The following is a 23,669-nucleotide window of genomic DNA, read 5'->3' on the forward strand; positions in this document are numbered from 1 at the left end:
CTCATCTGCCGGTCATGGGCGTTTCGCTTTTTTCACTAATGCCCCAGTACCGGCGTCTCCTGCTCTTCCCGCTCAATAACCTGCTCCGCCAGCCTGTCCAGCCGCCGCAGATGATAGGCATATTCAAACATCGAAGAAGCGACAAATACCAGCCGTTTATGCTCATTCAGATCATCGCTGAAGTAATCCGTCAGCTGCTTCACCAGGCGCGCCTCCCGCTCCTCTTCAGGCTCGATATCGGCACCGGCTTTCATCTTTCCTTCCAGCTTCAGCAGAATTTGCTCATGGTACTTCGTCAGCTCCTCGATCTGCTGATCAAACCGCTGCGCCCACTCTCTTGATCCCGGCGCGGCAAAATAATGCTCTTCCACAACCTCAAGCAGATCCGCTCCCTGCTGCAGCGCTCTTATCATCTGCTTGGAGAGCAGCAGCTGCCGGATACGCGCCTGCTTGCGCCCGGGGAGCAGCGACCGTTCTTCTTCAAACAGCGTATAACGCTCCTCCAGTTTGCGCAGCGTGCCATGCAGCTTCTCCTTCTCCTGCCGGTGGATATCCTCTTTCATCTCATTGGATATCGCCATCCGCAGCAGCAGCGACAACTGGCCGAAGGCGTCATGGACCTGCCTGACGAACTGCTTGCGCGGCCTGGGAGGAAAGACGAGCACATTCACCAGAAAAGCCGCCCCCATCCCGGTAAGGACCATGGAGAAACGTTCCAGCGCATACAGCCAGCTCCCTCCATCCGCTTCCATGACTGCTACTACAGTGACAAGCGTCAGTCCGATCGTCGCTTCCATCCGCAGCCGGATACAGCACAAAATAACGATAATGCATACCAGTCCCAGCGAAATCGGCGTATTGCCGAATAAACGAACGGCTGCAAGCGCGATAGCTGCGCCCAGCACATTGGTCTGAAGCTGGTCAAGGATCTGCTTCCATGAACGTGAAATTGAAGGCTGAATCGTGAAAATGGATGAAACCGCTGCAAGGATCGGGGATGAGAAACCAATCATACCGCTTATATAAACGGCCAGTGCAACCGCAAGGCCTGTCTTCATCACGCGTGCGCCGATTGTCATGCTCCGCCTCCTTCCGCAAGCGGCCGCAGCTCTTCTTCCACAAGCAGGTCAAACATTTTTCTCAAAGATTGTGCCATTTCTTTATTACCGCCTCCTCACGCTATTATAGCCGAATTCACCAAGAAGAAACGACTACCCCGTCCTATCGCGGCTAAACCAATTTTCTCCCCTTGGAAATATAAGCAAAGGTTGATGGAATTTTATCCTTTATTATAGTTCAAAAAAGCAGAGGCGCGTTTTCCCTCTGCTTGGTTAAAGCACAGTTCCTGCTAGAGCTTCCCCTCATCCGTCCGGCTCCGGCGAATCCGCGTCACCTTGCCGGGGCCGCCCTCCGCTTCTGCCGCAGGTTCGAGATAAGGCAGCACGATCTCAAAGGTCGTCCCTTTTCCCAGCCTGCTGGTGACTTGAATGCTGCCTTGATGATTGTCGACGATCTTGTAGCTGACCATGAGGCCAAGCCCCGTGCCTTTTTCCTTGGTAGTGTAAAAGGGCTGACCGATCTTGGCCATCTGCTCCTCCGGAATGCCCGGTCCGTAGTCCTCAATCCGTACCATGATCTGGTCGTCTTCCCGGATGCAGCGGATCAGAATCCTGCCCCCATCAAGCATGGCTTCAATGGCATTCTTAATCACGTTAATGAACACCTGCTTCAGCTGATTCTCAACGCCGAGCACCCACAGCGGCTCTTGGCCGGGGCTCCATTCCATCTCGATGTTGTGCAGAATCGCCTGGGCTTCCAGCAGGGTTATGGTATCATTCATAATCTGGCGGATATCCTTGTGGGACAGCTCATAAATTTGCGGCTTCGACAGCATAAGCAGTTCGCTGACGATCGATTCGATGCGGTTCAGTTCCGATTTCATAATATCAAAATAGTTTTTATTGTTATGCCTGCCGGAGGCGAGCAGCTGCAGGAACCCCTTCAGGGAGGTCAGCGGATTGCGGATCTCGTGCGCGATGCCTGCCGCCAGCTGCCCCGCGACGTACAGCTTTTCCGAGTTAATGAGCAATTCCTCATTCTTCTTGCGCTCCGAGATATCTCTGACAATGACTTGAAAGACGGGCTTGCCCGACATTCTCGTGCTGGTCTGGACCACCTCCGTGAACAGCGGCTTGCCTTTGACCGTGTTCCATATCAGCTCCGTCGGCCCCTGTCCCAGACCCTGCGCGGTTACCTGCAGCATCCGTTTCATGTCCGAATGGCATTTGGTCTGCAGATGCATATAAATCGACTTTCCCAGCAAATCCGACTCATTATCCGTTTCGAACATCTGCAGGCCCGAGTCATTGATATATTCCCAATATTCATCGCGGATAATCGCGATCATATCCATGGAATTCTCCACCAGCAGCTTATAGCGTTCATTCATGGCATTGTAGCGACGCTCAACGAAGCTCGCCAGCAGGCTGAAGGCAAAGATGACCAGGGTGGTAATTCCGAGAATGACAGCAAGCAGCCGCATGTATTCGTTCAGCCGGTCCGTTGTCAGCACAATGGAATAGAGGATGGTTATCGCAAGCAGGCCGATCAAGTGCGTAGCAAACCCTGACAAGCCGAGCATCAGGCCCGGCAGCATCAGGTAGGTGCCGTTCTTTTGCTCGAACAGATGGAAAGAGTAGGCCGTTCCCAGAAAGCTCAAGACAAAGGCGAAGCAAACCAGCCCGGTGTGGACGCTGTAATCCTGGACCTGGTCGCTCAGAAGACTGGCATAATTCAAGAATACGGTCCCGGCCGCCATAATCAGGCTGCTCAGCAGCAGTTTGATGACGAAGATCCGGGCCGAGCCAAGCAGCCATAAGGAGAAATAAGCGCAGCACATGATACCAAACAGGTTGATGACGGATGTCCAATCAATCACAATCATATTATCCGTTGCAATCAGAACAATAAAGTGGCAAACCCACAGCCCCAGCGCATATACGGCAGCCCCGCTCAGCAGCCAATAATGCCGGAGCTTTCTGACTAGCTTGAAATGACCGATCATATTGTACATTGTAAAAGAGGCAAATAGATTGATAGCTAATGCCAAAAGCAGGTACATCCATTTGTCCGAAACGATCAATTCGCTCATACCTATCCTCGATTACCTAGAAATTCTGTTATATTCATGTGACAATTCGACATTTTTCCAAATAATCCTTTTTTCTGTGACATGAAATGTGGGATTAAAGCATGGGACGACGCTTTTTTTGCGGTGCGGCTTTACGTTATAATAGAATTCAATCGAGAGATCAGCAGCTCAAGGAGAGGATTTACCCATGATGAAGATTTTAAAGGAATTTAGGGAATTTGCGGTTCGCGGCAATGTGCTCGACCTCGCAGTCGGTGTCATTATAGGAGGCGCATTCGGTAAGATTGTCACTTCGATGGTCAATGATATCATCATGCCGCCAATCGGCAAAATACTCGGCGGAGTGAATTTTAAGGATTTGTTCATAAATTTATCTCTGAACGAGCATTTCGACACATTGGCTGATGCTCAGGCTGCTTCCAAACCGGTGATCGCTTACGGCAATTTTATTAATGTCATCCTCGACTTCACCATTGTCGCATTTTGCGTTTTTCTGATCGTGAAGGGCGCGAACGCGCTGCGCCGGCTGAACGCCAGGGAACCGGAATCGGTCACGGAGCCCACGGAGAAGGTATGCCCGTACTGCCTGTCCAAAATTCCGATAAAAGCAACCCGCTGCGGCCACTGTACCTCCCATTTGAAAGATGAAGAGCTTGAGGGCGTGCAGGAGGGCCTGTCCTAGCATGGCGGCCCATGACGACAAGCGACCCGCCGCCGAGGAATTCTTCGATATTTATGACAGCTCAGGCGCGCCGATCGGCACAGCCAGCCGCAGCGAGGTTCACGCCGCCGGTCATTGGCACCGCTCGTTCCACTGCTGGCTGGTCCGCCGGGAAGGCAGCCGGCGCCTTGTGCTCTTCCAGCAGCGGCAGTCCGGCAAGGATACCTTCCCCGGCTTCCTGGATATTACGGCTGCCGGCCATTTGGCTGCCGGCGAGACGATGGCGGAGGCTGCCCGGGAGCTTGAAGAGGAGCTCGGCGTCCGCGCGCCGTTCTCCGAGCTTATTCCGCTCGGCACCGCCCGCAAGGAGGCGGAAGGCACGGCGCAGGGCATCCCCTTCATCGACCGGGAAATAAGCGACGTCTTCGGGCTGGTGTACCATGCCCCCCTGGATTCGCTGCGGCTGCAGGCCGAGGAGGTGGCAGGGGTTTACGAGGCGGAGCTTGCCCGAATGATCGATCTGTTCGAAGGACGCTGCAAGAGCCTGAACGCCGAAGGCGTCGCAGCCCTGAGCGGCGGCCAGCTTCAGCGCGTTTCCCTGATTGTGGAGGCCGGGCATTTTGTACCGCGGCCGGCGCCTTATTATACGGATGTGTTTCGCGCCCTGCTCTCCCAAATCTAAGAAGAGAGGGGTGCCGCCATCCTTCTCGGATCCCCTAAGCGAAAATTGTGATATGCCGCCTCCGGCACATCCCCTTCGCGGAACATTCCCTTACGGTCCCGCTCCCGGGTTCTTATCATAGGCATGCCAGGTTTGCCGGCTCGGGAAGAGGTTCCTCTAGCCTTTCTCCTGCGGGCTCATGCCGTTCTGCCGACGCCATGGGCTTGCTCCGTTCCTGGCCGGCCGGTGCCAGGGCGCAGACTGCCGGCGGCTGGACGACTGCACCAGCTTGCCTCCCGCTTTGCGGGGAAGCTTGCCTCCGGCGGAACGCCGCACGGACTTGCTCCTGCCGCCCGATGCTGCGCGCATACTGCCTGGTCTGCCCGCTTTTCCAGCCGCCCGCACACTGGCTCCGCCGTTCCTGGCCGCGTTCTTCAAACGCATGCCCTTCGCGCGCTCCCAATTCTGGTACCACTGATCGATCATGCTGTGTATGTTATAAAATATCGTATTCGCCGGAGCAAGGTCAAAATCGTTCAAATCCGGCTGCCCATAGAGCTTGGCCGCTGTCTCGTGGATACAGCCGTGCAAATTGGACGCTTCCAGAAACAAGCCGAGCTCATCCGCAGTCGCAAACGATTCCGGATTATTGCGGATCCGCATCTCGGCATTCCGATCGTAGCACGGGGCGCTGCGAATCTCCTCCGGCACTTCCTGCCAGGGCGCAACAAGGCGCATATCATACCCCTGCCGTTCATACCACTGAAGAGCCTTGGCGATATATTGCCGGTGGAACTGCAGAAATTTCTCCCCATAGCCAGGCGGCAAGTTTGCCGGATTGCTGTGATGGTTTGTATGATGCCAAAGACGGTGCTCCTCCAGGAGCGCCGCCGGAAAATTAGGAATAATGGGCATTACTGTTCCCTCCTGCCGTACATCCGTTTATGCTATTTTATGCGGGTTGCCGCTATTGGTTCTTTTCCCTGCCGCATGCAGCACAAAAAAACCGTCCGCGCATAAAGACGCAAGACGGTCCTTTGCGGCCTGAAGCCGGATAGGTGAAGGGGGCTGCGGTCTTACAGGATATTGCATTGGCCATTCGATACGCAAATATCGAAGGTAATACGGACGTCGCAGCATTCTCCAAAAACACAGCTGATCCGTACGCAAGAGCTTCTGCCTTGATTGAAGAAGCAGACCACGCTGCAGTTATCCCCGATAATGCTGTCTACCACTTTACGGTTTTTACAGCGAATGGCGCGGACAAGTGCGGCTGCGTTATCGGCATCCTTCAGCTGGCAGAACAGCTTGCACAGATCACGACCGGCTTCCTGGATGCCTTCGACGGCACTGTCTGTTTTTTTGCAGCAGCTGTTGGAAGAAATCCGCGCACGGCTGCGGGTTTTCTTCGCAACTTTAATATTGGCAAACTTCATTTTGGCTGACATCTGTCTTCCCTCCTCTCGGATGTACATAATCCAATTTATGAGGAGGACATGTAAAAAGCATGGACAAGAATGCCCCGTAACCCGCATATTCTTCAATCCGCTGTTCCCGCATAGGCGTCAGTAGCCGAAGACAAATATACCTCCAGGGTAATCTTTTACGCTAAGGAGCTCTCCTTCAATAGGGGCTGCTCAGCGGATCTTCATGAATCGAAAAAATCATGATCTTCTGCTTCCAGCTCGGCACCCTCGACATCGGAGAGCCTGAACCAGTCCCCATTGACCATAAACTGGCCGCCCCGCTGGTCAATCCGCTCCACAATCCCGATTACGGACAGCTCCTCGAACGCATCGAACAGCTTGACGCGAATCTCCTTGTGCCGGTGCAGCGACTCGCTGAAAAGCATGGCAATCTCGCTCCACCGCGCTTCGTCCAATACCTTCTGCTCCCGGCGCTTCAGATTCTGCTGATGCCGGTTATGCTCCAGCTTGTGCTCGGGCAGCATCATCCGGCTGTCCTCCCACATCCAGTTGCCGCCTGGTGTCAGCTTCTTTGTTTTGCCCATCGCTTGCCCCGCCCTCCTATTTGTAGTGGCCGCCTATCTTGCTGGCCCGGTCCGCCGCCTGCCCGGCCGGTGTTCCCGAGACGGCGCGGATAATGACATCATCGCCGTATTTGTCCTTAAGCCGGTCTGTCACTGCCTCCAGAGCGCCCATGCGCTCCCTCGTATCGTCCATGACAAGCTGGTACTGCTCGTCGCTCTGGAAGCCGGTTACCGACACCCCTACCCTGCGGACGGGCAGGCCGTCCCAGTGACGGTCGAACAGCTCAAGAGCATGATAGTAAAGGTCATTGGTCACATGGGAGGGATAGGGCATCGTCATCTGTCTGCTGAAGCCGGTCGGCCTATCAAAATCAGCTCCCCGGCAGTTCACCGACAAGGTCCGGCCCATCTTGCCGATCGACCGGCAGCGCCGGCCCACCAACTCGCACAGCTCCAGGATGATCACCTTGATCTCATCGCGTGCCGCATAATCGCGCGGCAGCGTCATCATGTGGCCGACGGATTTCTCCCCGGCATGTGTGCCCGGCAGAACCGGCGAATCGTCAATTCCATTGGCGATTCGCCAGCACACCTCCGCCTGAATATCGCTGTTCTTGCCGAACTTGCTGCGCAGCCTGCGCTTCAATTCAGGAAGCGGCATCCGGGCGAGATCTCCGATCGTATGAATGCCCATGCGGACAAAATGGTTCGTCATCCTGCCGCCGACCATAAACATTTTGTTGATCGGCAGCTGCCACAGGGAATCGGCCAGTTCCCCGCGGCGCAAAACATACAAGCCCGAGTCATTTTTCTTGGCGTAATTGTCACAGGCCTGCTTGGCGAGAATTTTGTTATGGCTGATTCCAAAACGCGTATATATGCCGGTTAAGGCCAATACTTCCTGCTGCATCAGATGGGCGGTGGTTTGCGCATCGCCATACAGGTGAAGGGAGTCGGTCACATCGATGAACTGCTCATCGATCGAATAGGGTTCAACGAGGCTCGTGTAGGTTTCATAAATCTGCGTGATTTGAAGAGAGACATCGATGTAGTGCTGCATCCGCGGCCTGACGACAACCAGATCGCGGCATTTGCCAAGCGCATCGCCAAGCCTTTCGGCTGTCGTAACACCCCTAGCTTTGGCCAGCGGACAGGCTGCCAGAATAATTCCCGAGCGCCGCGCAGGATCGCCTGCGACCGCTACCGGCTTATCGATAAGCTCCGGATTATCCGCCTTCTCCACACTGGCATAGAAGCTCCGGCAGTCCGCGAGGAAGATGGTTCTCTCTTTAGATGGCATGGCGTCTCGCCGGAGCCGGGACAATGGCCAATACCTGATCGCTTTTCAAGGTGCGGTAGGCTTTGGCCCTCAAGCAGAATACGCGCACATAGCTATCATTCTGTGAATACACGAACACCCGCCGCTGCGTTATGTTATTTTTGGCATCCTGATAAATGATTTCCGCATGCTGCCCGACATATTTCTTGAAGTCCATTGCAACCCCTCCATCTGCGAACGTATATTCTTATTATATACAAGAACGCTTGTTCGCAACACAGGAAATATGTGGGGTCCATAAAAAAATCCTGCATCCGCTAACCAGCCGCGGACACAAGGATCTTGATGTGAAGAGGAGGACCTTGTCCTATTCATTAAGATAGGTCGTCACCTTATTCTGAATCAGCCTGGCAACATCCTCCGCCGATTTCTGGCCGCTGAAGAAAGCCTTGGACTCGTCGGTGACGAACTGCGCGACCTGATCGGATCTGAACAACGCGGGATGAATCGCCCCTTCCAGAAAGCTCTGCAGCTGGTCAAGCTTCCCGTTGTCGACTTTGACCGGCACACCCTTCAGCGGCCCCTCCTTAACCGTTGGAACCGACCCATCGTCCTTAAGCTGGGCAAGCTCCGCGGCGAACGCCTTCTTGTTAATGGGAAACCCGGCGGTATTGGGAGGGGTAGTGATCTGATCCGACATCATGAACTTGAGGAAATCCCAGGCCTGCTCCTTCACCTGCGACTTCGCGTTAAGCCCGATGGTAAGGTAATTCATGAAATAGCCCCCGGCAGCCACTTCCTCCGGATGCGGCATAATGAGCAGCTTCATATTCTTGGCGAGGAATCCTTTGAGCGATGTCATATAATCTCCGGGAGAATTGATTTGGATAGGATAGAAATAAGGACGGCCCTCGCCGATGATACCGTCATCGCCCATCCCCTTCACCTGCTGCATCAGTCCGATAAAGGATGGCGAATCGAAATTCGCCTTGCGGCTTGCCGCGTCGACGAACTGGGAGTAGTTGTCGGACACCATCTGCGCCAGCAAATATTCCGGAGTGCTGTTAAGCACGTTCTTGTAGGGGCCATCCTCCGCCAGCTTCTTCGTAGCCTTGGCAAAATCGCTCCAGGTCCAGGATTTGTCGTCAATCTGCACGCCTGCCTGCGCGATGGCATCCATATCGCCGGCGAAGCCGTAGAGGAAGAAGGAGAGGGGCAGGCCGTAGAGCCCTCCGCCGATTTTGGCATTGTCCAGAATGTTGCTGAAATAGTCTTCTTTCTTAAATGCCGAATCCTGATCCATCATCGTATCCAGGTCGACCAGCAGCTTCTGCTGTACGTAGCTGGCTACGGGCAGTTCTTTCATTTCCAGCAGATCCGGCCCCTTACCGGCCAGCATAGCCGTGTTCATAGTCGTTGCGTACTTCTCCAGATCTGCTTCCACATTCGCATTGTCGGTCGGCAAATCCGTAAGCTTGATCTCGACATCCGGATGCAGCGCCTCATACTTTTTCTTCGCCTCCTGGAAACGGGCATCCGGCCAGAACGTCGAGAACGTGATTGTCGTCTTCCCTCCCTTGGCAGGGGGAGAATCTTTCCCGGGCGCATCGGCGTCCTTCCCCTGCCCGGGGGCAGTTGTTCCGGTATCGGCGGCGGCTGTTCCGGTGTCGCTTACCGCCGATCCCTGCCCTGGAGCCGTTCCCCCGCTGCCGGAGCCGCCGCTGCGGCAGGCAGCCAAACTAACCAGAAGCACAAACCCCAACAACATAATCATCATTTTTCTCATCGTTGATCACCTTTCCTGCCGGAGAACTTGGCGTATCCGGGCCCCCTCAGTCTAAGGCGAAGATGTCAACATAACTTCACTGACTTGTAAACAATTTATCTCCAATAAGAAGAAACTAACTTCGCCGTCCTTCAGCGGCAAAGTTAGTTTCTTCCTCAAAAATATCAGAAAAGTAGAGCCATATTGTATACTTTCTGAATGATTTTAAGAAAAAACATCCTGATGAACAGCCGACAGGAACACCAAAAGTGTTCCTGGCTCTCCAACAAGATGCATCGGGTACTGCAGCTGCCGCCGCTTGGCGGGCGGTTCATTCAAATTCGATAATAAAGGATTGATTATCGTGCAGCGGGACCAGGTCAGAAGGCACAGTACTAGGCGCAGATTGCGTAGGCTGCGCAGGACCCGCCTCTCGCGCATACACTTTCTGTCCTTCAATCAGAAGTCCGCTGTTGTCCGGATTCCATGCCATCTGGAAAGGAACGACTCCCTGATAAACCGCTGTTTCGTTCAAGATGTTGTTTCCCTGCAGCTTGCCCGCATAAATTCTCATATCCTTGGTTGTCGAACCCTTGCCCTTCCAGTACGCGATATATTTCCGGTCCGGAGACAGCTGAAAGCTTCCGACCCGCCCCAGCAGGACGGTTACCGCCGCATTGCGCAGATCGTACGCATACAGAGATCCATCCGGCCCTATATAAGCGATCTGATCCTTATTGATCCAGTCGGCCTGGCTGCTGCCGCCCACCCAGATCGCCGAACTGTCGCCGCCAAGTTCATGCTCGTATTGGCTCACAAACCCGCTGCCGCTCCAGGCGCCGACGCTGAAACTGAGTCGGCTGCCCCCGCCCTTGACGATCAGCACGCGCTGTCCGTCATCCGAAAGCTTAATGGAGTAGATGACATCGCTCCTCTTCCACTCCGGCAGTGAATAACGCTTCGCGGTTCCGGTCTCCGTATCGATGACGCCGATGCTGCCCTGGCCATTGTCGGAAAGCATATACGAGACGTATCGGCCGTTATCCGACCATGTCAGGTTTTTTGATACCAGCAGCTGCTTGGACGTAAGCGTATCGGTAATCTTCGCCTGCTGGTCGGACGTTGAAATCAGCGTAATCGTATAGACTCTGTCGGCAAGCGCAATCGTGCATACATACCGGCCATCCGGCGACAGTCCGGCAAATAAGCTATTCCCGCCCACATCGCGCAGCTTCTCCGGCGTCTCGTATGGGGAAACAAGACGTTCAATGCTCAGCTCCTGCCTTGCTTCCCCGAACAAGCCGATAACGGTATCCCGGCCGAGCCAGCTGATGTGGTACAGGTTCTCCGCAGCCTGGGCGGGCAGCCGGTAATAGGTCTTGACCTTGAACGGCCCGCTGGCCTGATCAACCGCGCTGTCTTCTTCCGTATCAGGTATGATGATCGTCTCGGACCGCAGCTGCCTCATGCATCCGGACAGAAGGACGCCCAGAAGCACAAGCGCTGCGCACAAGACCGCAATCCGTCTGCTCATAATCGCTACCTCACCGCCTTCATGTACGGTATTTCCACATAGACGCCCGTTTGCCGGTTCTCGCTGATCATGCGGATGCTTCCACCATGATCTTCAACAATGGCCTTGGCAATGCCCAGACCCAGGCCTACACTGCCCGCTTCCTTGGGTCTGTGATCCGCCAGATGGAAGGACTCGAAAATGTTCGCCAGATGCTCGGGCTCTATCGTTTCTCCGGAATTAACGAAGGCAAAACGGACGGTTCCGAGGTCAAGCAGCGCCTTGACTCCGATCTCCGAATGAGCGTCGCCATACTTGATCGCATTGTCAAGCAGATTGATAAAGAGCTGTCTGAGCCTGTCCGAATGTCCGTGAACGAAGAGCCCCTCCTCCGTGTCGCAGCGAATCGTCTTGTTATAGCGCTTGGCCTTGAAGGCCATCGCATCGCATACATCGTGCAGAATCCGGCCTGTCTCGACGCGCGCGAATTCATCGCGGCTGACCGGTCCTTGCGATACCTCCAGCATCCTCAGCACCATTTCGTGCAGACGCTGGCTCTCCTCCACAATATGGTTCATTCCTTTATCGAAGAAGTCGCGGTCGCTCTCCCCGTTCTCCCGGATGATCTCCGCATACCCCAGAATGGAGGTCAGCGGAGTCTTGAGCTCATGGGTGACATTGTCGAAGAAACGCTTGCGCTGCCGGTTCAACCCCTCGAGCCGGTCCCGGTCCCGCTCGATTCTGGCAATCTGGCTTCTGATCTGCTCGATCATATCGTTGAAATTGGCGGTCAGCCGGCCGATTTCATCCTTTCGCCGAAAGGCGATGCGGATATCCAAATTCCCGTTCATCACCTCCGTGGAGGCCTTGGCCAGCTTGACCAGAGGGATCGTAATATGCCGGGAGAGCATGTAGGAGAACAGGAAAGCTGCAGCGAATACTGCCAAGGCAATATAGAAAATGATATCCAATATATGCCCGCTTTGCTCATAGAGCAGCGTAAAATCCTTGGAGAAACGCAGAATCCCCACCTTGACCCCGCCGATGATGACCGGGTACGAATACAGAACGGATGCAATGCCGTGCTCGTAGGAGATGGTGTAGGCCGTTTTGCCCTGAAGCGCTTGCTTGAGATCATCGTCCGTAACGCCTGAAAAAGCGCCCTGATCGGATGAATACAACAACACGCCGTCAACTGTATAGGCCGTGACATTGCTGGAGGTCGCATGCTGCAGGTCGCCTACCATTTCCTCTGCCATCTGCCCAAAATAGAGATCGTCGTTCGTAAAGTGGTTGATCATAAACGCCTGCTGGACATAGACATTGCTGTTCTTCTTCAAGCCGATCAAATCGTCGGTGATGATATTCTGGTTGCTGGTCTGGATGACACGCGCGACGATCTGATTAAGCAGCAGAAAGGAGAGGCAGAAAATCAGGAAGAAGCCGATGATGAATTTGGCTCTGATTGTACGGATCATTCCGGCTTGTCCCCCCGATCGGTTGGCGGCCTCCGGATAGCAGCGCCGTCAGTCCACCTGTTTGTCAAATTTGTAGCCCACGCCAAAAACGGTCAGGATCACATCATTAATATCCAGCTTCTTGCGCAGGCGCTGGATATGGATATCGACGGTGCGGGTGTCTCCAAAATAATCAAAGCCCCAGACCACATCCAGCAGCTCCGGTCTGGAGAAGATTTTGCCCCGGTAATTGTTCAGGGTCATCAGCAGATCGAATTCCTTGGGCGTCAATTCGACCACTTCATTATCCTTTTTTACCAATCGCTCTTCTTTGATAATTTCGATATTTTTAAAACGGATGCTGGATGCCGGCTGATCGCCGGAAGGGCGTGCCGCCTGGGGCAATCTGCGCAGGACCGTTCGAATCCGGGCGATGACCTCCCTCAGATCAAACGGCTTGGTAATATAATCATCCGCTCCGAACTCAAGGCCCACAATTTTGTCGGCGATGTCCGATTTGGCTGTAATCATAATGATTGGGATATTGAGGGTCTCCGTCACTTTGCGGCAAACATCCAGTCCGCTCACATCCGGCAGCATCCAATCCAGCAGCAGCAGATCCGGTCTGAACTGCTCCACCAGCCGCAAGCCATGCGCCCCGCTGTTTGCGGTGATCGTATCGAAGCCTTCCCTGTTCAAGCCATAGGCAAGCAAATCCGCAATCGCTGCTTCATCTTCAATAATCAGGATCTTGGCTTTCTCCATGCGGTTCACCCCATTCTAACGACATGGTAGCACAACCTGTGGGTTCATTCAAACCATGAATCATGGCACCGGTTGAGGCAAAACTCCTTATTGAGGTTCAGGCGTGTCCATCCCTGCATAAACAAAAACCAGTCCAAACACCATTAGTGTCCGACTGGTTTCTTGTTGTTTTTCTCTAACGCAGATTAGGGAACTGCAGCTTTTGCTTTTGCAAATATTCGATCAGTTGAGGCAGCGCCTGCACCGTTTGCTTCGATTCATGCAGGAGCAGGATCGATCCGGATAACTCGGTGTGCCTGGTATAATTCATAATCGTCTGGGAGCTGGAGGCCTTCCAGTCTTCCGAATCTTTGTTCCAGAGAACAATCTTCATTCCGTTCTTCTCGACAAGCTGCGAAAGCGCGTCATCCGTAGCTCCATAGGGCGGGCGAAAAAGCACCACGGGCTCTGACGTGACCGCTTCGAGCAGCTGGTTGGTACGGGCAATCTCAAGCTGCCGCTTGTCGGATGTCAGGTCCTCAAAATCCGCATGCGTCATGGAATGATTGCCGATCGAAAATCCATGGTCATCGGCATATTTTACATATTCGGGGAATTTCCTGACCTGCGTCCCCACGAAGAAGAACGTTCCCCCGACCTTGTGCTTCTCCAGAATATCGACAATCTCCCGGGTATACTTGGATGGCCCATCATCGAAGGTAAGCGCAACGGAGCCTTTGGGCAGGCTGAAATTGACCAATCCGCCCAGCTTAACCTCAGGGACAGCAGCGGATTCAGTTACAACCGCGGGTACGACGACGGCCTCCTGGGCAGGAGCCGGGACCGGCTCGCTTCTCGCCTCGGCAAGCTGCTGTGTGAATGACGTTCCCTTTTGCTGCGTTCTCTCTTCCAATACCGATGTATCGACCTTGGCCAGCACCGCCTGATTGGTAGAGGGGTAGTCGGGAACAAAGATCAGGAAGAAGGCTGCGACCACGAACGTAGCCGCCAGAATTCTCAGCGCCCGTCCGGGAAATGCAGGCTTCCATGACAAGCGTTCAAGCACCGTCTTCGGATTAGCCGCTTGTTCATGGCATTCGGAAACATCCTCCGTGCAGATAAAAGAAGATAATCGTTTTATTTGGGACAAGTCCTGAATCTCCCGCAAAGCGGCGAGCTCCTCAGCAAATTGCCGGGAACAGGGAAATATGCTTTTTTCACTCGAGCCCCGGTCATATTTGGTAAGCGAGCCGGAAGGATGGTTGTTCAAGGCATTCCAATTGCTATGTAAGGACAATCTATATTTAGCCGTTTCCACGGATCCGATCAAGGCGCGGATATGATAGGCCGTATAGGAATCCAGCTTCCATTTGAGATTCATGGATTGTTCCAGATTTAATTGTATATGAATGCAGTGGCTCTCGGATCCATTCTCTACGGATAGGACCTCCAGCCATTTCCCCGTATAGGATGCCATTGTGGATTCCCCCTTTCAATCCCTTCTCGCTGACAAAAAATCACTCAGACGGGGGAGATAATGAGAAGGCCATACGTGCTGTAAAGTCGGTGACGGACTGCAGCAGTTTCGTTTTTTCTTCTGTGACCTTCTGATATTGGCTGGCCAGCTGCAGGTTCTCCGCTTCCGCATCTCTGAGCTTCTCTTCCAGTTCCTTCGTTCTCTGCAGACTGTCCTGCTGAAAACGGTGCGAATCCTCATGGAGCTTGGCGTATTTATTTCTTTCCTTCTCCAGTTGGTACTTCAGATTATCGATACCCGAATTGGAGGCGTTCTGGAACTCCTTGTAGTCCTCCAGAAGCTGGTCATAGCCCATCTGCTTCGCAGTCAGCTTATCCTCCAGCAATTTGAACTCCTGCTCCCTGTCGGCAATGAGCTGTTCTTTCTTCATCAGGTCGTTTTTGAGACGACTGATATCTTCGTTCGCATTGGCAAGCTGCTGCTCGATATCTTTGCTTTTGAAGTGGATAAGCTGACGGTCATTCAAGAGATTCTCGACCGCAACCACAAGGTCCAGGGCTGCCTTGTCCTGATCCAGCAAGGAAATTTCGGATGCCGGGTGCTCGGCGAGCGATGACTGTATTTCTGCTTCAGATGAGAATTCCGCCTCACGATAGCTTTGGGTGCGCGCTGTCAACGCATTTTTCAGCCACCCTTTTGCTTTGCCGGCAGAATGGGGTCTATCTGTCATATCGACATCTCCTTAACACACAGTATCTATCTACTAATATCCACTATGATATATTATCGGTATTAGAGACTCAGGGATATGTAGTACTTTGATACTATTTGCATGAAATTGTTATAGGAACATTGATCGATATCTGCAGGAGGAGATACGGAAATTCAAGTCTACACAACGGCTCCAAAACAACGGGGTTGAAGCATCAGGCACAATACCCTGCCCAAGAAGGGGCATGGAAAATTATGTAACGCCAAATAAGAATCCCCGATAGCCACAAGGCATAGCGGGGATTCTTAATGACAGAACCGTTTAACATCGTTAATCATAATTGGAGTGCCGGCCTCCTGACAAAAGCCGAAACTGCAGCCAGCCTCTATACCTCAGCTATGCCGGTTCTTGAAGACCGGCTTATTTTGCTTGCGTTATGCCGGCGGCTGCGGCTTCCGGCCTGTTCGTTTCGGTCAGGCGATGGGCCAGCATGGCAGAGCCCGCCAGAAGCGCTCCGGTAGCGGCAAAGATCACATGAGTTGTAAATGCCGCCCCAATCGCTCCGCCGATGCCCGGTCCGATCATATTGCCGACTTGAGACGCCGTATTGTTAAGCCCGAACGCCCGCCCCCGGAAATCGCTCGGAGTATTGCGGACCAGCATGCCGTTCAACGCAGGAATGACCGCACAGAAGAACGCGCCGTACACAAAGCGGACAATGGCAAAGCCCCAAATATTGTGAAAGGCCATCTGAAACAAGTTTCCCGCCGCACCGCCTGCAAGTCCGATGACCAGGACGTGTCGGAAGCCGACCTTATCCGCCAGCCTCCCCCAGAAAGGCGCAAAAATAATGCCTGCAATGCCCACGAGGGAAAACACGAAGCCCGCGAGCAGCGAGGCATCTCCTGCCGCCCCGCCGATTTCCACCACATACAGGCTGATTACCGGCTCGATGGTCATCACCGAAATTGAGACAAAGGCGGTCAGGATCAGGATCATGGAGAAGGAGCGGTTGGACGCTGCGATTTTGAACGCTTCGAATACTGAGCTCCGCCCTTTGGATTCGCCGATTTTCTCCTCCTTGACCAGCAGGATAACCAGCAGCGTGGATAACAAAATGAGAACTCCGGCGCTCACGAACGCCGCGCGGTTGTTGAACAGATGCGCTATCCCGCCTCCCAGCAGAGGACCCATGATGCGTCCCGACGCCGTTGCCGTAGATATCGTAGTCAGCGCATAGCCGACCTTATTTTCCGGCGTGTTGGTGCCGACAAGCGCGATTACGGCAGGAATATATCCGGCCAGGAGGCCGTGGAGCACCCTCAGGGCCAGCAGCTCGTACGGATTGGTTACCATTGACGTTAAAGTGAACACGACGAACAGAACAATGCCTGCCCGGATAATCATTTTCTTCCGGCCGAATTTGTCAGCCAGCGAACCAAGATACGGAGATGACAGGGAAGAAGCCAGGAACGTGGAGCTGAAGAGCAGCCCCGCCCACATCTCCGTATTGTCCCTCACGCCAATATCGATCAGAAACAGCGGAAGGAACGGGATCACCATCGTCAGGCTTGCCGATGCGACAAAGGTGCCAAACCATAAAACCCAAAGATTTTTCTGCCAAATTTCCATAGCCCGCTTCCTTAATATAAATGACATGCAACCCATTGTTCCGGCATTATCTCCTGCAGTTCGGGACGCGCTGCCCGGCAAATACTCATCGCTTTGGGACAGCGGGTATGAAAAGCGCAGCCCGAAGGCGGATTGGCAGGATTCGGCACTTCTCCCGCAAGCACGATACGTTCGCGCTTCGCCCTGCGGCTTGCCTCCGGCGCTGCGGAAAGCAGCGATTGGGTATACGGATGGAGGGGCGCGCCATATAGATCGGATTTGGGCGCGATCTCCACCATTCTGCCCAGATACATCACTCCGACCTTATTGCTTACATGCTTGACGACGGATAAATTATGAGAAATAAAAAGATAAGACAGGCCGAATTGCCTCCGGAGATCGTCAAGCAGGTTAATGATTTGCGCCTGAATGGACACATCGAGCGCGGAGACGGCTTCGTCCAATACCATCAGCTTGGGATTCAGGCCAAGGGCCCGGGCAATGGCAATCCGCTGGCGTTGGCCGCCCGAGAACTCATGCGGATGCTTGAAGCCGGCCTCCTGGGGCAGCCCGACTACCCGAAGCAGATAGGCGACCCGTTCCATGGCTTCTTTTTGCGTCATTTTCGTATTTACAATCATCGGCTCCGCTATAATGGCAGCGACGGTCATCCGCGGATTCAGCGAGGAGAACGGGTCCTGAAAAACCATCTGAAAATTTTGCCGCAGCTGGCGGAGCCGATCGCCCTTGATTTTCGTAATATCATGCCCGTCGAATATAATCGAACCCTCCGTCGGTTCGTAGAGCCGCATAATGACCCTGCCCGTCGTCGACTTCCCGCAGCCGGATTCGCCGACGAGTCCCAGCGTATCGCCTTTCTTGATGGAGAACGAAACATTATCGACCGCCTTGACCTCGCCTGTCTTGCGCTGCAAAATGCCGCCGGTAATAGGGAAATACATCTTCACGTTGCGGACCTCCAGCAAATTATCGCTGCCGCCCACGGCCCCTCCGGCTTCTGTTACGGTCTGCTCTGCAAGTGTCATTGGCAAGCCACCTTCCATTCGAGTTCTAGATCAGAGCGCAGCGGACATAATGTCCGGGACTTATCTCGCGCAGCTCCGGCATACTTGTGTGACAGCCGGAGCTTGCGATAGAGCAGCGCTCGGCAAATCTGCAGCCCGGCGGAAAATCGGCGGCGCTCGGCACCGTACCGGGAATGGCGATCAGCCGCTCATTATCCTCCGTCATTGAAGGAACGGAGCCCATCAAAGCCAGTGTATACGGATGCATCGGCTTGTCGAACACAATATCGGCGGAGCCCGATTCGACAATCTGACCGGCATACATAACCGCCATATCATCAGCCATCTCCGCCACAACGCCGAGATCGTGGGTGATAAATATGATCGCCGTACCCGTCCGGTCCTTCAGACTGCGCATCAGGTCAAGCACCTGCGCCTGTATAGTGACATCCAGAGCGGTTGTCGGTTCGTCGGCGATAAGCAGTTTCGGCTCGCAAGCCATCATCATGGCAATCATGACCCGCTGTCGCATGCCCCCGGATAATTGATGAGGGTACGAATGCACGATCGTTTCCGGCTGCGGGATGCCGACGCTGCGGAGCTGGGAGACCGCTTTGGCGTGAGCCTCCCTTCTGGAAAGCTTGCGGTGGCGCATCAGCACCTCGATAATCTGCTCCCCGATTTTGAACAGCGGATTAAGCGCGCTCATCGGCTCCTGGAAAATCATCGCGATCTTGTTGCCCCGCAAATCCGACAGACGGGCTTCGCTCAAGCCGACCAGATCTTCGCCGTCGAACAATACCTCGCCGTCCACAATGCGCCCGTGAGGACCCGGCACCAGCCCCATCAGGGACAGGGAGGTCATGCTTTTCCCGCTGCCCGATTCGCCGACGATGCACAGTACTTTGCCGCTCCCGACTTCAAAATCGACGCCGTCGACCGCTTTCACCACTTTGTCTGAAGAGGTGAACCATGTTCTCAGGTTGCTTACCTTAAGCAGGGTTTCCATTATGGTGCCACCGCCTTTACCCGGGATAATTCGCTGATATATATCAGGATTACACAAAGCTCGCCGCAGCAGCCGTGAGGCTGGTGGAAAGCGCGGTAAACGCCTTCGACCTCATGTTGTGCAGGGAGCCTTCCAGCACATGCGCCGGAGATGTCGTAGCCGTACAGTCCATCAAAAGCACATTGTCGTAGCCCAGATAAGCGGCATCGTGGACAGAGTCCATGACGCATTGGTCGGTATTAACTCCCGCGAAGAATAACGTGGTGATGCCGTTCGAGCGCAGGATCGGGTCGAGCGAGCTGCCCGGGAACCCGCTGATCCGGTACTTATCAACCCAATAATCGTCCGCTTCGCGCAGCTCCTCCAGATCGCCCGTCAATGCGGCAGACCAGGAGTCCTTGATCAGCGTCAGCCCGAGATCGTCCGGCAATGGCTGGCCGATGCCCGGCCGTCCGCTGCGCTGCCAACCGTACAGCAGGCTCGGAGGCAGGTTGGCCGTATCGGGGCGGTGTCCCCAATTCACCCATATAATCCGCATCCCCAGCTGCCGGCTGCTTTTGATGGCAGAAGTGATGGCGGGCACCAGCTTTAACGCGCCTTCCGGGCGGTCCAGCAGAGGAGAGCAGAAATAATTTTGCATATCGATAATGATAAAGGCCGACCGCGCGGGATCGAATTTCAACGTGCGATTCTCATTCATGTCAATGGTGACGGCTTTGGCCGCTCCTCTGCTGACATCGAAATCATCGCCTTCCACGATCCAATAGTTTGCTCCGTTTCCAAATTTCATCGATAACCCTCCATCAGTTAAAATTATGTTCCCGCTCTAGCCTGACTTGACCTTGGAATGGGGATCGAACTCGTCCCGTATGCCTTCTCCGAGCAGGGTGAAAGCAAGCACCAGCAGGAAGATCGCAAGACCCGGCGCAAAGGAAATCCAGGGGGCCATCGTCAGGAACGTCGTACCGCTCTGGAGCATTTCTCCCCAGCTCGGGAATGGCGGCGGTGTGCCGAGGCCCAGATAGGACAAGCTGGCCACCACCATAATCGCATGGCCCATATTCAGATTGCAGGCCACCGTAAGCGATGTGGATGCGTTGGGCAGAATATGCCGCAGCAGAATCCGCCAGGTACGCACGCCGTGGCTCCGGGCCGCCTGCACGAATTCGCGGTCCCGGATGCTCAGCACCTGTCCCCTGGTTATCCGGATGAATTGCGGCGCCATGATTACAGCCACGGCGACAGAAGCGTTAATAAAGGACGGCCCCATAATAAAGGTAAGCGCCATGGTGAGCACCAGACCCGGAAAAGCCAGCCATGTATCAACGACGCGCATCAATATTTCGTCCGTCCAGCCGCCGTAAAATCCGGATATGAGTCCCAGCGGAACGCCGATCAGAAAAGCCAGCGCGACAATAAGAAGTCCCGATGCGAGCGACTCCCTCGCTCCCCAGACGACCCGGCTGAACACATCGCGTCCCAGATTATCGGTGCCCAGGAGATGGGACAGGCTCGGCGGCTTAAGCGCAGCGGTATAGTCGGTGGCAAACGGCGAATACGGGACGAAGGACGGCAGAATGAGAGCCACAACAGCAAAGCCGAGCACCATCAGGAGTCCGGACATGATCAGTCCGTTTTTACGGATTTTGGCCAGCAGCTTGCGGGCCCGGTTCCTCGGCTTGGCCTGAAGATGGCCAAGCTCGATTTCCCTTCTTGTCAGATCCATGGACATCGTGCTGCACCCCTTTCCATCAGGAATAACGGATTCTTGGGTCCAAGAATGCGTAAATAACATCGACCAGCAAATTCGTAAACAGAATGGTACCTCCCATAAACAGGACGGTGCCGTTGACCACCGGATAATCCCTTTGCACAATCGCATTCAGCACCAGCTGGCCCATCCCGGGGAGGGAGAAGATGGATTCGATCAGAACGGCCCCTCCGAGCAGCCCTCCCATCTGCAGCCCGATCACCGTGATAACCGGCAGAATGGCATTTCGCAGTCCATGCCGCAGCAGCACCGCCTTCTCGCGCATTCCTTTGGCGCGGGCTACCTGAATGTAGACCTGACTGAGCACCTCGAGCATTTCACCGCGCAGCATTCTCGATTCCATAGCGGCGAGCGGAAGCGACAGGGCAATGACCGGCATCACCAGATGGTACAAATTGGAGCCGATACCCTCCGACAAAGGAACCCATCCCAGCGCCGGGAACCACCGGACAGTGACGGATAACAGGAAGACCAGAATGAGCGACACCCAGAAGGTAGGCACGGCCGCTCCGGCGAGTGCGATCAGGCGCCCGGTATGATCGATCCAGGAATTCGGGCGTCTGGCCGCCAGAATGCCCAAGGGCAGCGAGATGGCCAGCGACAGCAGAATCGCCAGGACGGAGATCTCAAGCGTCACCGGCAGCCGGGTAATGATCAGCTCCAGCACCGGCTGGCTGCCGTAAAGCGAATGGCCGAAGTTGCCCTGCAGCGTATCCGACAGATAATCAAAGAATTGAACTGATAGCGGCTGGTCCAGACCGAGCTTGGCTTCCAGCAGCCGCACGGCGTCCGGACTCGCCTCCTCGCCCAGAATGGTGTGTGCCGGATTCCCCGGTACCAGATGGATCAGACTGAAGGTGAAAATAATCAGGAGCAAGGATACCGGGATAAACCACAGAAGCCGACGTCCCACATAACTGGTCATTGAAGCGTCCCTCCTTTACTTGCTGATGGTAGTCTTATGCAGCCGCAGCAGCTGGTCCGGGTATACCTCGAAGCCCTGAACCTTGTCGGTCCAGACATCCACAACCGGCTGATAACCGGTGAACACGCCAGGTACCTCCTCCAGAAGAATGGAAGCTACCTGTGAATAAATCTTCTTTCGCTCCTCGGTTGAGCTGGATTCGCGCGCCTGCTGCATCAGCTTGTCGACTTCAAGATTGCTGTATTTGCCGTAATTGAAAGGCGCATCGGTGACAATGAACGCATAGCTGTTCTGGTCGGGATCGATCATACCGCTCCAGCCGCCGCCGGTCGTCTGCCAGTCGCCGCTGTTGCGTTTCTCGGTGATAGCCGTGGAGTCCAGCGCTTCGATATTCATCTTGATCCCTACCTTGGCCAGCTGGCTCTGGAAAAGCTGGCTGAGCTGCAGCGTCTGAGGATCATTGGCGCTGAGCAGCGTGAAGGTGAAGCCATCGGGATTGCCGGCTTTCTTCAGCTCTTCCTTGGCCGATTCCAGGGAATAATCGATTTTTATGTCCGGGTCGTTGGCAAAGCCAGCCGGGGAGAAGAAGGAGTACCCCGGAACGAATTTGCCGAAATAGATCAACTGGTTGATTTCGTCCCGGTTGATGGCATAGTTGACCGCCCTGCGGTTGTTGACGTTATCGAACGGCGGTTTCTGCAGATTGAACGATAATCGGGAATAACCGAAAGAGGTGAGCGTTCCAAGCTTGAGATTCGGCGTATTTTCCACCTTGGGTATGTCCTGGAAGGGAATCGAATCCACCAGATCCACCTGTCCCGCAAGCAGCGCGTTCAACTTCTGCGATTGATTGACGATCGGCATAAATTCGACTTCATCCAGCTTGGGCTGGTCCTTTTCCCAATAGTCGGGATTCTTGCGGATGGTTAGATGGTCATTTTTATTCCATTCCACGAATTGGAACGGCCCCGTCCCTACCGGATTCATCTCGTATTGATCGCCGTATTTCTCCCTCGCGGTCGGAGACGCAATCAAACCGGTACGGCCTGTAATCGTGGCAATGAACGGCGTGAACGGCGTTTTCAGCTTGACCACCAGCGTATAAGGATCGGGGGAAGACAGCTCCTGCACCAGCACCAGATCGGAGCTGCGGGGAGAGGCATTCGCCGGATCCATAATCCAGTTCCAGTTATCGATAACGGCCTGCGCATTAAAGTCGGTGCCATCATGAAATTTGACACCTTCTCTCAATGTAAAGGTATAGGTCTTGCCGTCATCGCTGACCTTCCATTCCGTGCTCAGACCGGGAATGAATTTGCCGTCGGGGGTCAGCTTGACCATCGGATCGTAAATATTGTTGTAGAGTTCTTCATCGATCAGCCTGGTGGATCTCGCAGGGTCCAGTGTGCCGAAATCGGAGATCGTGCCGACTCTCAGCTTTCCTCCAGCCGCTTCGGCGGAGGTCTCCGGCACATTCGACACAGGAGCGGCCTCCCCGCCGCAGCCGCTTAACAGGAATGTGATCATGACAGCCAGCAGGATGGGAATTAAGATCCTTTTATCAGGATTTATCCTTGATTTCATACAAGTCCTCCTCTAATAAAAAGCTTACTTGTAACCGTTGATCCGTTCTTTCATACCGCCCTGTTCCATGACGCTTTCAGCAACCCTCATAATTATTTCTGAATATTCTGAATTTAAAATCCGATGAACACCGCCGCCCCCTCGCATCCTCTCTATGTAATATAAAATTACGTATATATGGCATTTCTATGTTGGTACCCCTATAATAAGTCCGTATACTTGACTCGTAAATAACGTATTCTGAATGTTCAGATCAGATATTTGGATGTAAACGCATTAATTGGCGATATGATGTCATCTATAGTTACTTGAGTGCTGTGAAAATAAATCGCAA

General features: G+C 54.2%; 22 protein-coding genes. 2 read left to right on the forward strand and 20 right to left on the reverse strand.

Annotation, left to right across the window (positions count from 1 at the left end; all coding sequences use genetic code 11):
• Nucleotides 1–35 precede the first annotated feature (35 nt).
• Together ACFOLF_RS15250 and ACFOLF_RS15255 are read right to left on the reverse strand one after the other, a co-directional pair.
• Nucleotides 36–1,079, reverse strand: a complete 1,044-nt coding sequence (locus ACFOLF_RS15250) for an FUSC family protein (protein ID WP_210043096.1) — start codon at nucleotides 1,077–1,079, stop codon at nucleotides 36–38.
• Between the two features lie 269 nt (nucleotides 1,080–1,348).
• On the reverse strand, nucleotides 1,349–3,151 hold the full coding sequence (locus tag ACFOLF_RS15255) for an ATP-binding protein (protein WP_210043098.1): 1,803 nt from the start codon (nucleotides 3,149–3,151) through the stop codon (nucleotides 1,349–1,351).
• A 187-nt stretch (nucleotides 3,152–3,338) separates the two neighbouring features.
• On the opposite strand from ACFOLF_RS15255, the gene mscL reads away from it, so the two are divergent.
• Nucleotides 3,339–3,833: a large conductance mechanosensitive channel protein MscL gene (gene mscL, locus ACFOLF_RS15260; protein ID WP_210043100.1), complete on the forward strand. Its 495-nt coding sequence runs from the start codon at nucleotides 3,339–3,341 to the stop codon at nucleotides 3,831–3,833.
• 1 nt (nucleotide 3,834) lies between these two features.
• Nucleotides 3,835–4,494 (forward strand): NUDIX hydrolase, encoded by a 660-nt coding sequence (locus tag ACFOLF_RS15265; protein WP_210043102.1) that lies wholly within the window; start codon nucleotides 3,835–3,837, stop codon nucleotides 4,492–4,494.
• Between the two features lie 156 nt (nucleotides 4,495–4,650).
• On the opposite strand, the gene ACFOLF_RS15270 is transcribed toward ACFOLF_RS15265, so the two are convergent.
• From ACFOLF_RS15270 to ACFOLF_RS15355, 18 genes are all read right to left on the reverse strand, one after another.
• Entirely contained in the window at nucleotides 4,651–5,388 is a 738-nt protein-coding gene (locus ACFOLF_RS15270; protein ID WP_210043112.1) for a hypothetical protein, read from the reverse strand.
• 161 nt (nucleotides 5,389–5,549) lie between these two features.
• Nucleotides 5,550–5,921, reverse strand: coding sequence for a hypothetical protein (locus ACFOLF_RS15275; RefSeq protein ID WP_210043114.1), 372 nt, complete (start codon nucleotides 5,919–5,921; stop codon nucleotides 5,550–5,552).
• A 200-nt stretch (nucleotides 5,922–6,121) separates the two neighbouring features.
• Complete coding sequence (locus tag ACFOLF_RS15280; RefSeq protein ID WP_210043123.1) at nucleotides 6,122–6,484, reverse strand: YolD-like family protein; 363 nt, start codon at nucleotides 6,482–6,484, stop codon at nucleotides 6,122–6,124.
• Between the two features lie 16 nt (nucleotides 6,485–6,500).
• Nucleotides 6,501–7,763 (reverse strand): DNA polymerase IV, encoded by a 1,263-nt coding sequence (locus ACFOLF_RS15285; protein WP_210043124.1) that lies wholly within the window; start codon nucleotides 7,761–7,763, stop codon nucleotides 6,501–6,503.
• On the reverse strand, nucleotides 7,753–7,959 hold the full coding sequence (locus tag ACFOLF_RS15290; RefSeq protein ID WP_210043126.1) for a hypothetical protein: 207 nt from the start codon (nucleotides 7,957–7,959) through the stop codon (nucleotides 7,753–7,755). Before ACFOLF_RS15290 ends, ACFOLF_RS15285 begins: the two co-directional genes overlap by 11 nt.
• 150 nt (nucleotides 7,960–8,109) lie before the next feature.
• A complete protein-coding gene (locus ACFOLF_RS15295; protein WP_210043137.1) occupies nucleotides 8,110–9,528 on the reverse strand; it encodes an ABC transporter substrate-binding protein in 1,419 nt (472 codons plus the stop codon).
• A gap of 310 nt (nucleotides 9,529–9,838) precedes the next feature.
• A complete protein-coding gene (locus ACFOLF_RS15300; RefSeq protein WP_210043139.1) occupies nucleotides 9,839–11,041 on the reverse strand; it encodes a hypothetical protein in 1,203 nt (400 codons plus the stop codon).
• A gap of 5 nt (nucleotides 11,042–11,046) precedes the next feature.
• Nucleotides 11,047–12,498: a sensor histidine kinase gene (locus ACFOLF_RS15305; protein ID WP_210043141.1), complete on the reverse strand. Its 1,452-nt coding sequence runs from the start codon at nucleotides 12,496–12,498 to the stop codon at nucleotides 11,047–11,049.
• Nucleotides 12,499–12,546: 48 nt separating this feature from the next.
• On the reverse strand, nucleotides 12,547–13,242 hold the full coding sequence (locus ACFOLF_RS15310) for a response regulator (RefSeq protein WP_210043143.1): 696 nt from the start codon (nucleotides 13,240–13,242) through the stop codon (nucleotides 12,547–12,549).
• A 175-nt stretch (nucleotides 13,243–13,417) separates the two neighbouring features.
• Entirely contained in the window at nucleotides 13,418–14,698 is a 1,281-nt protein-coding gene (locus ACFOLF_RS15315) for a polysaccharide deacetylase family protein (protein ID WP_210043145.1), read from the reverse strand.
• 40 nt (nucleotides 14,699–14,738) lie between these two features.
• Nucleotides 14,739–15,428, reverse strand: a complete 690-nt coding sequence (locus tag ACFOLF_RS15320) for a hypothetical protein (protein ID WP_210043147.1) — start codon at nucleotides 15,426–15,428, stop codon at nucleotides 14,739–14,741.
• Between the two features lie 402 nt (nucleotides 15,429–15,830).
• Nucleotides 15,831–17,042: an MFS transporter gene (locus ACFOLF_RS15325; protein ID WP_210043150.1), complete on the reverse strand. Its 1,212-nt coding sequence runs from the start codon at nucleotides 17,040–17,042 to the stop codon at nucleotides 15,831–15,833.
• An 11-nt stretch (nucleotides 17,043–17,053) separates the two neighbouring features.
• A complete protein-coding gene (locus tag ACFOLF_RS15330) occupies nucleotides 17,054–18,067 on the reverse strand; it encodes an ABC transporter ATP-binding protein (protein ID WP_210043151.1) in 1,014 nt (337 codons plus the stop codon).
• Nucleotides 18,068–18,092: 25 nt separating this feature from the next.
• Nucleotides 18,093–19,055 carry an ABC transporter ATP-binding protein gene (locus ACFOLF_RS15335; RefSeq protein WP_210043153.1) on the reverse strand — a complete coding sequence of 321 codons (963 nt, stop codon included), beginning with the start codon at nucleotides 19,053–19,055 and terminating at the stop codon, nucleotides 18,093–18,095.
• Between the two features lie 49 nt (nucleotides 19,056–19,104).
• Nucleotides 19,105–19,845, reverse strand: a complete 741-nt coding sequence (locus tag ACFOLF_RS15340; protein WP_210043155.1) for a cysteine hydrolase family protein — start codon at nucleotides 19,843–19,845, stop codon at nucleotides 19,105–19,107.
• A 36-nt stretch (nucleotides 19,846–19,881) separates the two neighbouring features.
• A complete protein-coding gene (locus ACFOLF_RS15345) occupies nucleotides 19,882–20,787 on the reverse strand; it encodes an ABC transporter permease (RefSeq protein ID WP_379114167.1) in 906 nt (301 codons plus the stop codon).
• A 19-nt stretch (nucleotides 20,788–20,806) separates the two neighbouring features.
• On the reverse strand, nucleotides 20,807–21,751 hold the full coding sequence (locus ACFOLF_RS15350) for an ABC transporter permease (protein ID WP_210043157.1): 945 nt from the start codon (nucleotides 21,749–21,751) through the stop codon (nucleotides 20,807–20,809).
• A 15-nt stretch (nucleotides 21,752–21,766) separates the two neighbouring features.
• Nucleotides 21,767–23,335 carry an ABC transporter substrate-binding protein gene (locus ACFOLF_RS15355; RefSeq protein WP_210043174.1) on the reverse strand — a complete coding sequence of 523 codons (1,569 nt, stop codon included), beginning with the start codon at nucleotides 23,333–23,335 and terminating at the stop codon, nucleotides 21,767–21,769.
• Nucleotides 23,336–23,669: the final 334 nt, after the last annotated feature.

The organism is Paenibacillus sepulcri (assembly GCF_042647105.1).
GTDB classification, from domain to species: domain Bacteria; phylum Bacillota; class Bacilli; order Paenibacillales; family Paenibacillaceae; genus Paenibacillus_Z; species Paenibacillus_Z sepulcri.

Excerpts from the sequence above, each read along its gene's own strand:
- ACFOLF_RS15250 (WP_210043096.1), bottom strand. The coding sequence starts at position 1,079 with ATGACAATCGGCGCACGCGTGATGAAGACAGGCCTTGCGGTTGCACTG.
- ACFOLF_RS15255 (WP_210043098.1), bottom strand. The coding sequence starts at position 3,151 with ATGAGCGAATTGATCGTTTCGGACAAATGGATGTACCTGCTTTTGGCA.
- mscL (WP_210043100.1), top strand. The coding sequence starts at position 3,339 with ATGATGAAGATTTTAAAGGAATTTAGGGAATTTGCGGTTCGCGGCAAT.
- ACFOLF_RS15265 (WP_210043102.1), top strand. The coding sequence starts at position 3,835 with ATGGCGGCCCATGACGACAAGCGACCCGCCGCCGAGGAATTCTTCGAT.
- ACFOLF_RS15270 (WP_210043112.1), bottom strand. The coding sequence starts at position 5,388 with ATGCCCATTATTCCTAATTTTCCGGCGGCGCTCCTGGAGGAGCACCGT.
- ACFOLF_RS15275 (WP_210043114.1), bottom strand. The coding sequence starts at position 5,921 with ATGTCAGCCAAAATGAAGTTTGCCAATATTAAAGTTGCGAAGAAAACC.
- ACFOLF_RS15280 (WP_210043123.1), bottom strand. The coding sequence starts at position 6,484 with ATGGGCAAAACAAAGAAGCTGACACCAGGCGGCAACTGGATGTGGGAG.
- ACFOLF_RS15285 (WP_210043124.1), bottom strand. The coding sequence starts at position 7,763 with ATGCCATCTAAAGAGAGAACCATCTTCCTCGCGGACTGCCGGAGCTTC.
- ACFOLF_RS15290 (WP_210043126.1), bottom strand. The coding sequence starts at position 7,959 with ATGGACTTCAAGAAATATGTCGGGCAGCATGCGGAAATCATTTATCAG.
- ACFOLF_RS15295 (WP_210043137.1), bottom strand. The coding sequence starts at position 9,528 with ATGAGAAAAATGATGATTATGTTGTTGGGGTTTGTGCTTCTGGTTAGT.
- ACFOLF_RS15300 (WP_210043139.1), bottom strand. The coding sequence starts at position 11,041 with ATGAGCAGACGGATTGCGGTCTTGTGCGCAGCGCTTGTGCTTCTGGGC.
- ACFOLF_RS15305 (WP_210043141.1), bottom strand. The coding sequence starts at position 12,498 with ATGATCCGTACAATCAGAGCCAAATTCATCATCGGCTTCTTCCTGATT.
- ACFOLF_RS15310 (WP_210043143.1), bottom strand. The coding sequence starts at position 13,242 with ATGGAGAAAGCCAAGATCCTGATTATTGAAGATGAAGCAGCGATTGCG.
- ACFOLF_RS15315 (WP_210043145.1), bottom strand. The coding sequence starts at position 14,698 with ATGGCATCCTATACGGGGAAATGGCTGGAGGTCCTATCCGTAGAGAAT.
- ACFOLF_RS15320 (WP_210043147.1), bottom strand. The coding sequence starts at position 15,428 with ATGACAGATAGACCCCATTCTGCCGGCAAAGCAAAAGGGTGGCTGAAA.
- ACFOLF_RS15325 (WP_210043150.1), bottom strand. The coding sequence starts at position 17,042 with ATGGAAATTTGGCAGAAAAATCTTTGGGTTTTATGGTTTGGCACCTTT.
- ACFOLF_RS15330 (WP_210043151.1), bottom strand. The coding sequence starts at position 18,067 with ATGACACTTGCAGAGCAGACCGTAACAGAAGCCGGAGGGGCCGTGGGC.
- ACFOLF_RS15335 (WP_210043153.1), bottom strand. The coding sequence starts at position 19,055 with ATGGAAACCCTGCTTAAGGTAAGCAACCTGAGAACATGGTTCACCTCT.
- ACFOLF_RS15340 (WP_210043155.1), bottom strand. The coding sequence starts at position 19,845 with ATGAAATTTGGAAACGGAGCAAACTATTGGATCGTGGAAGGCGATGAT.
- ACFOLF_RS15345 (WP_379114167.1), bottom strand. The coding sequence starts at position 20,787 with ATGTCCATGGATCTGACAAGAAGGGAAATCGAGCTTGGCCATCTTCAG.
- ACFOLF_RS15350 (WP_210043157.1), bottom strand. The coding sequence starts at position 21,751 with ATGACCAGTTATGTGGGACGTCGGCTTCTGTGGTTTATCCCGGTATCC.
- ACFOLF_RS15355 (WP_210043174.1), bottom strand. The coding sequence starts at position 23,335 with ATGAAATCAAGGATAAATCCTGATAAAAGGATCTTAATTCCCATCCTG.